This window comes from Bacillus salipaludis, assembly GCF_030938565.1.
GTDB classification, from domain to species: Bacteria; Bacillota; Bacilli; order Bacillales; family Cytobacillaceae; genus Neobacillus; species Neobacillus salipaludis_A.
This window is the reverse complement of record NZ_JAVGVR010000001.1, coordinates 2,102,799-2,116,595: the sequence shown is the minus strand read 5'-3', so window position 1 is coordinate 2,116,595 and position 13,797 is coordinate 2,102,799. Positions and strand designations below refer to the sequence as shown.

The following is a 13,797-nucleotide window of genomic DNA, read 5'->3' as shown; positions in this document are numbered from 1 at the left end:
CGTCACAATTCTATTAACTTGATTAAAGTATATAAACCAATGAAAGCGTTGTCAATCCTTTTTTTATTCCAAACTATTGAAACTTTATTTTTGGACTGCAAATGTATCCCAAAGCTCCCGTTTTGAAGTCGTAATGGCTGTAGCACCTGCATTCAGTGCATTTTGCACCTCTTCTGGTGTCCGAATAAGTCCGCCTGCAAAAATGAGGATCCCAATGCGTTCCTTTACTTCAGTAATCATCCAAGGCATAGCCCCAGGTAAAACCTCAATAAAGTCAGGACGTGTCTTTTCAATCAATGAATAGCTCTTTTCCAATGCATGAGTGTCAAGAAGGAAAATTCTCTGAACCGCAATAACTCCCTTCTGCTTAGCCTTCAGTATCACACTAGATTTCGTTGAAATTAAACCAAAAGGCTTATATTCCTGGCATATATATTCCGTCGCATATTCATCATTTTTTATCCCATGTATGAGGTCAACATGGTAAATCATTTTTTTTCCATGTTGTTTTGCAAGTGCACTTATATTTTTTAACTGAGCGATATGCATGTCTAAAAAAACCCCGATTTCAAAGGAGCTCTTTAAAAAACGCTCAAACTCTTTCATATTCGTTGATGCTGGTAATATGCTTTGGTTAATCATCATTGCCCTCCTTCCATTTTTAATCTTTTCCTAATAGTATATGAACCCAATTTAACTTCTTGGCTCTTGCAAATATTGATAAAGTACATCTCCACCCCTCTGAGCAATCCCTCGGAAATGTTTAAAATCCTCTCTTTTAACAAGAATTTGCCGGAATTCCAAAAAATCATCCTGCTTTACATAATACTCAGAAAGCGTTCCGGCCTTTAACTGTTCCAGTATTTCGTTTACAGCATCTCCATTCACAATATGCACCACCTTTCCAAAAGTAGTTTATCGTAAATCTTTATTAAAGAGTATTTTTTGTCGAAATTTCCGAGGAAATACCCTTCAATTCTAAGAATTTTTTTAAACAATAAATCTACTATTATAGTTAATTAATTTTTTTATCAAAATTAACGTAATTGTCAAATAAAATCCTTTACGAAATTGGAAAAGTAGTGCAAACTGTTAATTAAATGGGATAGATGAGATTGTATGGCAAAGGGGAGAGACTGAATGAAAATAGCAGAAATAGGAAATATCATTGAATTCCGTGGTGGGTTACAGGGAATAGTGGAAAAGGTAAATGAAAATTCTGTAATAGTCGATCTAACATACATGGACAATTACCGTGATTTAGAATTGGACCAGCGTACGGTTGTAAATCATAAAAACTATAAGATTGTAAAAGAAAGCGCTTATTAAATTGTTTTGAGCCATTAAAAAGGCAGCCATCGGCTGCCTTTTTCCTCTGTATAATTACTTAAACAAGACCCATTTAACTTAATTTTATGGCTGTTTTCCTATTTCGTTTGAAATCTGTTTAAGGGATTTCACTTTGCCATGCGGATTTTGATCTTGTTTTCGAACAGTCCATTCCCTTTCATGCTGCCTCTGTGATTTGCTCATACCATTCACTCCTTTCACCTACTATCTTTTTCAAAAACCCTTTTCCTTATCATAGGAAAAAGAATGAAAATTGAGCAAATCATTTCCATTCAAAGAATTGAGTCCTTATTTACTTGATTCTATTGGGTAACTGCTTCATCCATAACAAGATGAAGAATATCAGGCTTATGTATCCGAACAACGGATAGAGGTATGACAGTAATTTCCCATAATTTATAAGACTAATTACATAGGAAATGGCAAAAATCCCTGAAATAGAGGTGATGGTCGAGACCGATACATATTGCTTAAGCTGCCGATCTAAACCAAATACGTTTCCGATTACCGAAGTAAAAATTTCCCCATAAATGACCATCACAAAAATCCAATAAAAAAATGGAGCAATTTGTTTCATAATTATGGCCATAGGAATTTCATAATTCTCAAGATTTGGAAGCATGATTAAAGTAAAATGACTTGAGAGTAGTATAAGGGTCAAAGCAGCTCCTCCTAGTATTCCTCCCCACTTAATTGTCCAATCATCCTTTACTTCTGTGGCAATCGGTACTAAAACTGCCTGTGCCAAGGCTAAATTTAGCGCAGTATAGGAAAAGGGAGCCACCACGCTTTTCCAGCCATCATCAACATGTGGAATAAATAAAAATTGATCCATGAAATGAGGCAATTTTACAGAAAAGCCCATTAACAATAAACTAAAACAAATCATTAAGGGTACCACAAAAGAATTTACTGCAAAAAGCCCTTTTGTACCAGTCATCATGACAATAAAAGAAAGAAATATGGTTAATAGGACTCCGAAGTTTTTCGAAAGGCCCAATTGCTCTTCAAATACTGCCCCTGCCCCAGCGAGCATCACGGCACTTACACCAAGAAGCATCACAAGCATAATGATATTAATGGCTTTACCTGCCCACTTCCCAAATAAATATTCATTAAACTCCTGATAGGATTTTGCATTTATATGAGCCGCTATTCTCATTAATTTGGAACCTAAAACAACAAGGAGGTAGCCGCTCATTAAAATACTTATTAAGCCAAAGAAGCCAAAGCGTGAAAAAAATTCAACGATCTCTCTTCCTGTGGCAAAACCAGCTCCTACGACCGTCCCAACGTAGACTGCTGCAATTTGAAAAGCTGCTGACCAATTTTTCTTCACATCATCTCCCCCTCTATTTAACTATATGAAGAGATGGACAAACAAAGACGAGCTAACTTTAATATTTAAGAAATAATTACCATAAACAAACCCCTTGAAAGTCAAAAAAGGTCAGAGTATACTACGGATATAAGGTCAAAGTTAGTCAAAGTCAAACACCTTATAATGTATTTATAGGAGGTTTTTAATATGCTATGTCAAATGTGTAAAGAAAACCATGCAACTGTACAATTTAACATCGTCATAAATGGACAGCGAAAAGAAATGAAACTTTGTCATGAATGCTATTCAAAAGGAAAAAATACAATCGGGGCAGGAATCGGGCCAACGATGAATGCTTTTTCAGGATTTCCATTTGAAGATCTTTTTTTCTCAAAGAATTCAATTGAAAATAGACAAATGAATGGTCAGCAAAACATGCAAAATGAAAAACGTCCTTCTAATGGCGGCGGTTTTATCGACCAATTTGGACGTAATTTAACACAAATGGCAAAAGCAGGCCTTATTGACCCAGTCATCGGCCGTGATGAAGAAATTAAGCGTGTAATTGAAATTTTAAATAGACGTAATAAAAATAATCCTGTCTTAATTGGTGAACCTGGTGTCGGTAAAACAGCGATCGCTGAGGGCCTTGCTCTAAATATTGCCGAAGGACAAGTACCGGATAAATTAAAAAATAAAGAAGTTTATTTGCTTGACGTTGCTTCATTAGTTGCAAACACAGGAATTCGTGGCCAATTTGAAGAGAGAATTAAGCAATTGATTTCAGAGTTACAAGAACGTAAGAATATTATCTTATTTATTGACGAAATCCATTTACTTGTTGGAGCTGGTTCAGCTGAAGGTTCTATGGATGCGGGAAATATCTTAAAACCTTCACTTGCACGTGGTGAATTACAGGTTGTTGGCGCAACCACTTTAAAAGAATACCGTCAAATTGAAAAAGACTCTGCTCTTGAGCGCCGCTTCCAGCCAGTTCATGTTCAAGAACCATCACCAGAAGCAACCACCCAGATTTTAAAAGGTATTCAAAAGAAATATGAAGACTATCATGAAGTTACCTATTCAGATGAGGCAATTCATGCATGCGTGCAATTATCACACCGATATATCCAAGACCGTTTCTTACCTGACAAGGCAATTGACTTGCTTGATGAAGCGGGTTCTAAATTGAATCTTAATTCGGATTATAAGAGTGCAGAGCAACTTGAAAACCGCTTAAAGGAAATTCAAACTGAAAAAGAGGCTGCATTAAAAAAAGAAAATTATGAGGCAGCAGCAACGCTTCGAGACGAGGAAACCAAGCTGGAAAAAGCGTTAAGCCAAGCTTATAATAGCGAAAGACCAACTGTTGAAGCTGCACATATCCAAGAAATCATTGAGAAAAAAACAGGTATCCCTGTAGGCAAACTTCAAGAAGATGAGCAGCTTAAAATGAAGCATCTGGAAGAAAATCTAGAATCTAAAGTAATTGGACAGAAAAAAGCGGTGGAAAAGGTTGCGAAAGCAATTAGAAGAAGCCGTGCTGGCTTAAAATCAAAACAGCGCCCAATTGGTTCCTTCCTTTTTGTAGGACCTACCGGGGTCGGTAAAACTGAATTAACAAAAACACTTGCTGAAGAATTATTTGGTTCAAAGGATTCAATGATTCGTCTGGATATGAGTGAATATATGGAAAAACACAGTGTTTCAAAATTAATCGGTTCACCTCCAGGATATGTGGGTCATGATGAGGCAGGTCAATTAACTGAAAAAGTACGTCGAAACCCTTACAGCATTATTTTATTGGATGAGATTGAAAAAGCACATCCTGATGTACAGCATATGTTTCTGCAAATTCTTGAAGATGGTCGTCTCACTGACAGCCAGGGAAGAACGGTAAGTTTCAAAGATACCGTCATTATCATGACAAGTAACGCCGGTATTGGCTATAAGCCCATTCATGTTGGTTTTGGAACAAGTGAGGCGATTGAAGAAGCATCCATCTTGGATTCTTTAGGAAGCTTCTTTAAACCGGAATTTTTAAACCGTTTTGACAGTATTATTGAGTTTAACACACTTGAGAAGGAAGATATTCTCAAAATTGTTGATTTAATGCTTACTGAATTAAAAGAAACATTAACCGAACAAAATATTGAATTATCAATAACACCTGAAGTAAAAGAAAAACTTGCTGAACTAGGGTTTCACCCTGCCTTCGGTGCCCGCCCATTACGTCGGGTTATTCAAGAACAGCTTGAAGATAAAATGGCTGACTTTATTCTAGATCAACCCGATGCAAAAAAGGTTGAAGCCATCATTCATGAAGGTAAAATCAAAGTATCGGCGGAAACAGCAACAGTTCTATAATTTAGGCTCTTGTTAAACTTGGTTGTTGATTTCCGCTCCAGGAATAAGCGGTTCGGGGAGCCTCCTCGTCGCTTCGCTCCAATCAACGATGTTCAAAATCAACATTGTCCTTTAACACAGCCATAATTTAAAAAGAAAAGCGAAGCCTATAAATAAATCAGGCTTCGCTTTTCTTTTTACAAATTTTTATCATCAACAGAATTCAACCATTTTTCGATTTCACCAATCACCGATTCGACGCAGCCATCTTGAAATGGTGAGATTAAATTTGCGGCTTCCACAAGCTTGGTAAAGGACATGCTTCCGCCAAGCTTACAAAGGTTCACATAATCTCTCCAAGCCTCTTCTTGATTCTCTCTAGAGCCTTTCCAGAACTGGAAGGCACAAATTTGTGCAAGTGTATAATCAATATAATAAAAAGGTGAGTTATATATATGCCCTTGACGCTGCCAAAAGCCGCCATTTTCTAAATACTGATTTCCATCATAATCCTTATGCGGCAGGTATTTCTTTTCAATCTCTCGCCATTGGTGCTTCCGTTCTTTTGGAGATGCTTCTGGATTTTCATATACCCAATGCTGGAATTCATCAACAGATACACCATAAGGTAAGAATAAGAGAGCATCACTTAAATGGGCAAATTGATATTTCTCGGTATCTTCTTTAAAGAACAAGTCCATCCACGGCCATGTGAAAAATTCCATACTCATTGAATGAATTTCAGCTGCTTCATAGGTTGGCCAGTAATATTCAGGAATTTCAAAATGACGGCTCGAATAAACTTGGAAGGCATGACCGGCTTCATGTGTCAAAACATCAATATCACCGGAGGTGCCGTTAAAGTTTGAAAAAATAAACGGTGCTTTAAAATTTTCAATAAAAGTACAATAACCACCGCCTGCTTTCCCTTTTTTCGCTACAAGGTCCATCAAATTATTTTCCCGCATGAATTTGAAAAAGGCACCAGTTTCGACTGAAAGATCCTCATACATCTTTTGACCATTGTCTATAATCCATTCCGGGCTCCCTTTTGGTATGGCATTTCCTGTCCTAAAGACAAATCCCTCATCATAATATTTTAAATGGTCAAGGCCAATTCGCTCTGCCTGCCTTGTTTTTAGTTTTGTTGAAATCGGGACAATGAAATCCTTTACTTGGGCACGGAATTTTGCAACCATTTCGGCATTATAATCTGTTCTCATCATCCGATAATAACCAAGCTCAACGAAATTTTTATAACCTAGTTTTTGGGCAATTTCTGTTCTCACTTTAACAAGATCATCATAAATGCGGTCCAGTTCAGCCTCATTCTCGGCAAAGAAATTAAATTTTGCCACGCTAGCCCGTTTTCTCATCTCACGATCGGTTGCCTGTGTAAACGGCTCTAATTGAGTAAGTGTTCTCTCCTCACCTTCAAAGTCAATCTTGGCTGAAGCAAGAAGTTTTGTATATTCGGTGGAAAGGCGATTTTCTTTTTGCAATAAAGGAACAATTTCCGGTTTAAAGGTTTTCAGTTGTCCCTCAGCAAGTGCAAAAAGCTGTTTCCCCCATTTTCTCTCTAATTCAATGCGAAACTTAGAGTCGACAAGTGCTTGGTAATATTGATTCACCAATCCCTCAATTTCAGGCTGGATTTCATCCATGTAATCCTGTTCTTCCTTATAAAATTCATCGTTTGTATCAACCGAGTGACGAATATAACAAAGGTTGAACATCGTTCCAAGATCATTTCTTAGTTTATTGATATCATCCATGGCTGCTGATTGCTCATCAATTGATGATGCACTTTTAAAACGGTCAATCGCTAATTGAAAGTTTTTTTTCATTTCATCTAAGTTTGGCCGTTGATATGTATAGCTTTCAAAGCTCATTTTAACAACCCCTTTATCTTTATATTAACCTTCTTGTTGTTTTCGACACTACTCATTAATATTCCTGTTAAAAAAAAATACGACCAATTGGCCGCATTAAAATTTCCCTGCAGGTAAGCCGAGTTTTTTCAATAATTCAATGGCTTCCGACTTTTCATCCACAGTTAGACTTGACATTAATTTGTGAATACTTTCAGCGTGTTCAGGGAAAATCCCTTCAATAAAGTTTTTTCCATCATCGGTAATTTGGGCATAGGTAACCCTTCTATCTTTTGGACAAGCAATTCGTTTTAATAATCCTTTTTGTTCTAGTTTATCAACTACATAGGTGATACTTCCGCTGGCAAGAAGAATTTTACCGCCAATTTGCTGCATTGGCTGATCACCTTTGTGATATAAAAGCTCAAGGACTGCAAATTCCGTCGGATTAAGACCACTTGCTTGAATTCCTTTATTTACATGCTCATTAATTGCCTTATACGCTCTTGAAAGAACAATAAACAGCTTTAAAGATTGAGAAATAGCTTCATTTTCCATATAAATTTCATCCTCTTTATTTTTTAAAAACTGTAAATTCCAATTTTAAAATTATCTTGATTTCAAAATTATTATAAAAAACTTTTTAAAATATGTCAATTTAACCGGTGAAGCGAACCACATGATACGTGCCCATTCAAAAATAAGCTGCCTATTTTTTTTATTGCAGGAATATTTTCTCAAAAACTAAATCTGATGATATAATGATTTGGTCAACTTATCGATGTTTGAGGTACTAACATGAAAAATTTCAAGAGCAACTTTTATTTATATCTAATTATAGTAGTTCTTCCTGTTATTATTATAGGCTCATATTATTTTTCTAACATTCTAAAAGAACACAATCAAGAAAGAAAAGAACAGGCACGCTGGGTCGCATCCATTTACCAAAAAAGCTGGGATCAGTTTATTGGCGAGACAACCACAAGTTTAGAAATTCTATCTCTTTCTGTTAAAGGGAATTTGTCTTCTCCCGAAAAAGTGGAGCCCTTACTGAAAGAAATTCACGATAAGGATCTACGGTATGGAGGCTTGTATCTTCTTGATAAAAATGGGAAAGTGCTCACAGGTTCAGAATTACGAAACTACACAGTGGAGTTTTCCCGGCAAAAATATATTCAAGATGTGATTAAGACAAAGGATACGATTATCTCCGATCATCAAGAAATAACCCAAAATAATCAGCGAATATTAGGATTAGCCACACCTGTTTTAGACGAAAACCATCACGTAATGGCTATACTTGTTGCCCACTTACGGATTGATTATATGCAAAACCTCATGAAGGTTCTTACACCAAAATCCAAACTGGTTGTAGTAAACGGTAATAACAAACCAATCGTAAAACTAAATGTCAAGGATTCAACGATAAATGATGGAAATAATTGGATTCACTTGCCAATGGACCGTTTGCCTTGGAATATCAAGGTGAAAATTGCAAATCGAAATATAAAAGAGATTGCTGGAGAATTTAGTGAAGCACTTTTTATCATCCTAGTTATCACACATGTGCTATTTTTACTTATTGAATACATTCTATTAAAAAAGCACACGGTTAAAGAACGGAAACAAAATGAAGTACAAAAATTAGAACTAGTAGGGACTTTAGCTGCAAGTACTGCCCACGAAATCCGTAATCCGCTAACGGGTGTGAAGGGACTTATGCAGCTTTTGAGTGAAAAATATACTGCGCCAGAAGACCAATATTATTTTGAAGTGATTGATTCAGAGTTAAACCGTATTAATGAGATTGTCAGCGAGTTTCTAATTCTAGGGAAACCGACTGCACAGTTAACTAATAATGTTAATATTGTTGAAACATTGCAAGAGCTGAAACCGTTGATTATTTCGGAGGGAAATTTATGCAATGTAGATTGTAGTTGGGGCATTCCTTCGAACCCGATAATGGTTCAATGTGTTAAAGACCAAATTAAACAGGTTGTGTTAAATATTGCAAAAAATTCGTTTGAATCTATGGAAGGTTCGGGAAAATTAGAAATAATTCTCCAAAAAGATTCACAGTTTTGCAAACTGGAAATCATTGATAATGGTAAAGGAATGAGTAAGGAGGAATTGGATAAAATCTTTCGGCCCTTTTATACATCAAAAGAAACGGGAACTGGACTTGGTTTGGTTGTCTGTAAGAGGATTATTCAATCCTTTGGCGGAAAAATAAAGATTTTGAGTGCTGCAGGAAAAGGTACAAAAGTAGAATTAACCTTACCGCTTGCAAAAAACACATAATGAAAACAATAGAATACGTATTCTTGCACAAAATGTCCTTCATCGCCTAATGAAGGACATTTCTTTCGTTTATTAGATGCGTTTTAGGATTCATCCACCTTTTGAAGACCATTTCTACCGCTCCTTGGATGCGTTTTGGGCTTCATCCACCTTATCAAGACCATTTCCGCCGCTCCTTGGATGCGTTTTGGGCTTCATCCACCTTTTGAAGACCATTTCCACCGCTCCTTAGATGTGTTTTGGGCTTCATCCACCTTTTGAAGACCATTTCCGCCGCTCCTTAGATATGTTTTGGGCTTCATCCACCTTATCTAGACCATTTCCGCCGCTCCTTGGATGCGTTTTGGGCTTCACCCACCTTTTGAAGACCATTTCCACCGCTCCTTAGATGTGTTTTGGGCTTCATCCACCTTTTGAAGACCATTTCCACCGCTCCTTAGATGTGTTTTGGGCTTCATCCACCTTATCTAGACCTATTCCACCGCTCCTTGGATGCGTTTTGGGCTTCATCCACCTTATCTAGACCATTTCCACTGCTCCTTGGATGTGTTTTGGGCTTCATCCACCTTATCTAGACCTATTCCACCGCTCCTTGGATGCGTTTTGGGCTTCATCCACCTTATCTAGACCATTTCCACTGCTCCTTGGATGCGATTTGGGCTTCATCCACTTTATCTAGACCTTTTCCACCGCTCCTTGGATGCGTTTTGGGCTTCATCCACCTTATCTAGACCTTTTCCACCGCTCCTTGGATGCGTTTTGGGCTTCATCTACCTTTTGAAGACCATTTCCACCGCTTCTTGGATGCGTTTTGGGCTTCATCCACCTTTTGAAGACCATTTCCACCGCTCCTTAGATGTGTTTTGGGCTTCATCCACCTTTTGAAGACCATTTCCACCGCTCCTTGGATGCGTTTTGGGCTTCATCCATCTTCTGAAGCAATAATAAATTATTTCGAAACTAGAAATTTTTCATTCTACTTTTAATGAAAATTTTGTAAGATTAGAATAGAAAAAATTTGTTCAAATTGAAAAAGGAGACTACAATGAACCAACAAGCAATTCTTAACGCTAAAGCCCCAAAAGCGAATGAGTCAACGATGTTTAAAATTCTTTTTATTATCGGGCTTTGCCATTTATTAAATGACGCAATTCAATCCGTAGTGCCCGCGATGTTTCCAATTTTGGAAAAATCAATGGGATTATCTTTTACCCAACTAGGAATCATTGCCTTTTCTTTAAACATGGTTTCATCCGTCATGCAGCCTGTTGTCGGTATTTTTACGGATAAAAAACCAATGCCTTTCGCGTTACCCATTGGACTTACTCTAACATTATTCGGAGTACTTGGCTTGGGGATGGCTCCAAACTTCGGTCTTATTGTGTTATCCGTTATTTTTATCGGCCTCGGTTCGGCTGTATTTCATCCGGAAGGCTCAAGGGTTGCTCATATGGCAGCTGGTAGCCGCCGAGGGCTTGCTCAATCGATTTACCAGGTTGGTGGCAATACCGGTCAGGCATTAGCCCCGCTGATTACCGCTCTTATCTTAGTACCGCTCGGCCAAATAGGTGCTTCCTGGTTTACAATCGTTGCAGCACTTGCCGTCATTTTACTTATTTATATTGCAAGTTGGTATAATCAAAGATTAAAAGTTTCTACAGCGCGGTTGAAGAAACAAACAGCAATCGCTGGTGCAAAAACAGGAATATCCAAGGATATTAAAAAGGCACTCGTGCTAATTTTACTTTTAATCTTTGCAAGATCCTGGTACATTTCGGGTATGACCAACTTTTATGCTTTTTTTGCCATAAAGCAATATGCTATGACAATTAAAGAATCCCAGCTTTATTTATTTGCATTTTTAGTAGCAGGTGCATTTGGAACTTTTTTTGGAGGGCCGCTCGCCGACAAGTTTGGTAAGAAGACAGTCATTGCTTTATCCATGCTCACAACAGTGCCTTTCTCGATTCTGATTCCGTTTGTGCCATCAGGCGTGGCCTTTATCTTCCTTTTATGTACTGGTTTCGTCTTGATGACGAGCTTTTCAGTCACGGTTGTTTATGCACAGGAGCTTGTTCCAGGAAAAATTGGACTCATGTCGGGTTTAACGGTGGGACTTGCGTTTGGAATGGGTGCCATTGGCTCGGTAGGACTTGGGTACATTGCAGACCTAATAGGTATACAAATGATGGTAACTGGAATTGGTGTATTACCGTTACTTGGACTAACAGCACTACTTTTACCATCTGACAAAAAGCTGCGTGAGTGGCATCAAGGATAATTTTAAAAAGGATGGGGGAACCCATCCTTTATTTAATCTCTTGAATTTTTCTATACAGCTCTTCTTTTTCTTCATCTGTTAGTATTCTTTCTGCCATTGGGAACAACACATTTTCTTCTTTAGCGAAATGCTCGGTTAAGATGAAATAGGCATTTTTGATTAAATCGGCTAAGTTTTTCTTTTCAGTAGAGGAAAGCAGGTCATTTTCAGCTTTTTCAAGGAATGCAGCTATTTTCGATTTTGCCTGATCATGTTCATATTCCATCACAGCGATGGGGCCGGAAGTAGTTCCAATATATGCGCCCATCATCGGAAAAAGGACTCCTTCTTCCCGTTCAGAATGAGGATCAAGCTCGGCCTTGAATTCCTTCACCTTTGTAATTAATACGGTAAAATTTTGTTCAATATCTTTTTCATCTTCAATTTGCTTTGTTAATTTAAATAATTCATCTAATTGGTCTAATAATGGTGGATGCTCTCCCTTTAACTGTTTTAATCCTTTGCTTAATTCAGCTTGAGGCATACCGCCAAAACCACTCATACAGCCACTCATTAAAGTCACCTCTTCAAATTTAACTTCTTATAGTATAAAAGGAACATGGAAGAATTGTTGTGATATAGGTCACATTAATCCTTGTATTGAATAGGCATATCCTTTATTTTGACAATTGGGTGAAGGCGCATACAATTTTCAAAAAATTTTAACATTTTTACTCAAAAAAACATAAAAACCATCATATAATAAAGGTAGTCAAACAAAAGGGAGGCTGATTATCCTGCAAACTCCAAATTATCGTGATTTTTACCAAAAGGCATTAATCCCAATTGGATTAAATGACATGATGGTCTTAAAGGAGTCTGGAATTCAACAAATCGATTTGAAAGCGACGCATTGGTTAGTCGGGATCCAAGGTGAAACCATTCAGCAGCCAACAGGATATTATCACTGGAAGGTAAGTATTTATCCATCAAATTATGAGGGTTCCTTTAATTGGAATCATCCTTTTTATTCTTCCGATCTTATGCAGTCCATGGACTGTGCAATCGATTTGGCCAAAACATTTATTGTTTCTTGTGAAAACGACGAGCTTTCCCCATCCACCATTAAAGAGAAAATCAGCTAAACCTCATAAAGTTAATCCTTCTGCTTTCCCCTCTTTTTTGCACTCCATTGTGAAAAAATATACATATAGTGGTAAATTTGATTTCTTTTCTGCTTTCCAAAAGGATAATAAAAGATTTTTTTTGAAAAAATGCAACCAGATTCAATAAAAAAGGCTGTTTTCGCAAGGATTGTTGTTTTTCGAACAGATTTAATCTGTAAACTTTTCACCCTAAGGCATCCATTCGGACACATTGCCCTTTGCTTGGTTTCAAAAAAGTTGTCCAAATGACCCCCTGATTCAGACACGATTACCTTGAATCCATCATAGCCTGTCCGAAAAGGCCCCTATATGGATCAGATTTTATCAAGAGCAACAAAGTTTAAGAAAAGAGCCATAAAAAAAGGTGCTATTGCTCTCGCAAACAGCACCTTTTAATTTAAGCTAACCTAAACACAATCCCGTGTCCGCCTTTTGGATATTCCCATTTAATGTTTTCGTGTGGGCAGCCAATCCGGCTGCTTCCACATTCATGGCAGCCTTCAAAGCCTACCTGCATCCGTGTTCCTTCCAATTTATAAACCTCTGCCGGGCAAAATACTGTGCAAAGTTTTTCCGGACATTGGTCATGCAAACATCATGATCAAGCATGGTTAAGTGTGATTTCGTGTCGCACTTAAATCTTAGAAGATATTGTTTTTCCTCAAGAGTTGTCGTTGACATTATTTCACCGCCTTCCAAACACGAAGGGGGAATTTCTTTCAAAGGTCATGAAATATTAACGGTTTTGCGATAGAAGCAGCCTTTGGGAAGCTCAATATTTAATTTCAACAGATAATGAGCTATTTGAACAACTGATTCAAAATTATAAGAAACAAGGTAAAATTAGTTATAAATAATATATAGTATTGATTCAAAATACGACCTTACTGAAGAAGAAAAAAGAGCGACCTTTTATCCGCTCGATTTGGCAAATATGTTCTTTAAGAAAAAAATATTTTAGATAAATTGAACTAGCATTCCTTAGTGTATTTTCCTCTTTTTTACATAAATAAAATTGGTATAATAAATTTACCCCTAGAAATTATAGATGAATTAGGACTCCTTCGAAGGGAGTTCTTTTCATGTTGGCTCTTTTAAACAATTAGTGTTGGTATTTCTGTAAATAAAGAACCAATTTGAGATCTTTTCGGAGGTTCGTTATTCATTTAAAAAATGAAGAAG

The 13,797-nt window shown here is 37.2% G+C and carries 13 protein-coding genes and 1 pseudogene; 5 read left to right on the top strand and 9 right to left on the bottom strand.

Annotated elements, in window-relative coordinates; translation table 11 throughout:
- Positions 1–84: 84 nt before the first annotated feature.
- Both RCG21_RS10445 and ykzS read right to left on the bottom strand, forming a co-directional pair.
- Positions 85–645 (bottom strand): glycerol-3-phosphate responsive antiterminator, encoded by a 561-nt coding sequence (locus tag RCG21_RS10445; RefSeq protein WP_308913138.1) that lies wholly within the window; start codon positions 643–645, stop codon positions 85–87.
- 48 nt (positions 646–693) lie between these two features.
- The gene (gene ykzS / locus RCG21_RS10440) at positions 694–888 is read right to left on the bottom strand and encodes a protein YkzS (protein WP_133332607.1); all 195 of its coding nucleotides are present in this window, start codon (positions 886–888) and stop codon (positions 694–696) included.
- Between the two features lie 252 nt (positions 889–1,140).
- Between ykzS and RCG21_RS10435 the strand changes: the two genes are divergently transcribed.
- Positions 1,141–1,329 carry a YkvS family protein gene (locus tag RCG21_RS10435; protein WP_026574693.1) on the top strand — a complete coding sequence of 63 codons (189 nt, stop codon included), beginning with the start codon at positions 1,141–1,143 and terminating at the stop codon, positions 1,327–1,329.
- 84 nt (positions 1,330–1,413) lie between these two features.
- Here RCG21_RS10435 and RCG21_RS10430 read toward each other — a convergent pair whose 3' ends face one another.
- Positions 1,414–1,533, bottom strand: a complete 120-nt coding sequence (locus tag RCG21_RS10430) for a DUF6254 family protein (protein WP_231510828.1) — start codon at positions 1,531–1,533, stop codon at positions 1,414–1,416.
- A gap of 109 nt (positions 1,534–1,642) precedes the next feature.
- A complete protein-coding gene (locus RCG21_RS10425) occupies positions 1,643–2,689 on the bottom strand; it encodes a YkvI family membrane protein (RefSeq protein WP_133332608.1) in 1,047 nt (348 codons plus the stop codon).
- A 189-nt stretch (positions 2,690–2,878) separates the two neighbouring features.
- Here RCG21_RS10425 and RCG21_RS10420 point away from each other — a divergent pair, with 189 nt between their 5' ends.
- Positions 2,879–5,038, top strand: coding sequence for an ATP-dependent Clp protease ATP-binding subunit (locus tag RCG21_RS10420; protein ID WP_308913137.1), 2,160 nt, complete (start codon positions 2,879–2,881; stop codon positions 5,036–5,038).
- A 176-nt stretch (positions 5,039–5,214) separates the two neighbouring features.
- Here the strand turns inward: RCG21_RS10420 and RCG21_RS10415 are convergent, their stop codons facing one another.
- Both RCG21_RS10415 and RCG21_RS10410 read right to left on the bottom strand, forming a co-directional pair.
- Positions 5,215–6,909: a M3 family oligoendopeptidase gene (locus tag RCG21_RS10415; protein ID WP_308913136.1), complete on the bottom strand. Its 1,695-nt coding sequence runs from the start codon at positions 6,907–6,909 to the stop codon at positions 5,215–5,217.
- Between the two features lie 96 nt (positions 6,910–7,005).
- Entirely contained in the window at positions 7,006–7,446 is a 441-nt protein-coding gene (locus RCG21_RS10410; protein WP_133332611.1) for a MarR family winged helix-turn-helix transcriptional regulator, read from the bottom strand.
- A gap of 240 nt (positions 7,447–7,686) precedes the next feature.
- On the opposite strand from RCG21_RS10410, the gene RCG21_RS10405 reads away from it, so the two are divergent.
- On the top strand, positions 7,687–9,189 hold the full coding sequence (locus RCG21_RS10405; RefSeq protein ID WP_133332612.1) for an ATP-binding protein: 1,503 nt from the start codon (positions 7,687–7,689) through the stop codon (positions 9,187–9,189).
- Between the two features lie 246 nt (positions 9,190–9,435).
- Here the strand turns inward: RCG21_RS10405 and RCG21_RS10400 are convergent, their stop codons facing one another.
- Positions 9,436–9,561, bottom strand: coding sequence for a hypothetical protein (locus tag RCG21_RS10400; protein ID WP_268884010.1), 126 nt, complete (start codon positions 9,559–9,561; stop codon positions 9,436–9,438).
- A 673-nt stretch (positions 9,562–10,234) separates the two neighbouring features.
- Between RCG21_RS10400 and RCG21_RS10395 the strand changes: the two genes are divergently transcribed.
- The gene (locus RCG21_RS10395) at positions 10,235–11,470 is read left to right on the top strand and encodes an MFS transporter (RefSeq protein WP_133332613.1); all 1,236 of its coding nucleotides are present in this window, start codon (positions 10,235–10,237) and stop codon (positions 11,468–11,470) included.
- A gap of 28 nt (positions 11,471–11,498) precedes the next feature.
- On the opposite strand, the gene RCG21_RS10390 is transcribed toward RCG21_RS10395, so the two are convergent.
- The gene (locus RCG21_RS10390) at positions 11,499–12,023 is read right to left on the bottom strand and encodes a hemerythrin domain-containing protein (protein ID WP_235824679.1); all 525 of its coding nucleotides are present in this window, start codon (positions 12,021–12,023) and stop codon (positions 11,499–11,501) included.
- 286 nt (positions 12,024–12,309) lie between these two features.
- Between RCG21_RS10390 and RCG21_RS10385 the strand changes: the two genes are divergently transcribed.
- A complete protein-coding gene (locus RCG21_RS10385; RefSeq protein ID WP_133332614.1) occupies positions 12,310–12,594 on the top strand; it encodes a hypothetical protein in 285 nt (94 codons plus the stop codon).
- Between the two features lie 418 nt (positions 12,595–13,012).
- Here RCG21_RS10385 and RCG21_RS10380 read toward each other — a convergent pair.
- A pseudogene (locus RCG21_RS10380) lies at positions 13,013–13,296 on the bottom strand (ferredoxin family protein).
- Positions 13,297–13,797: the final 501 nt, after the last annotated feature.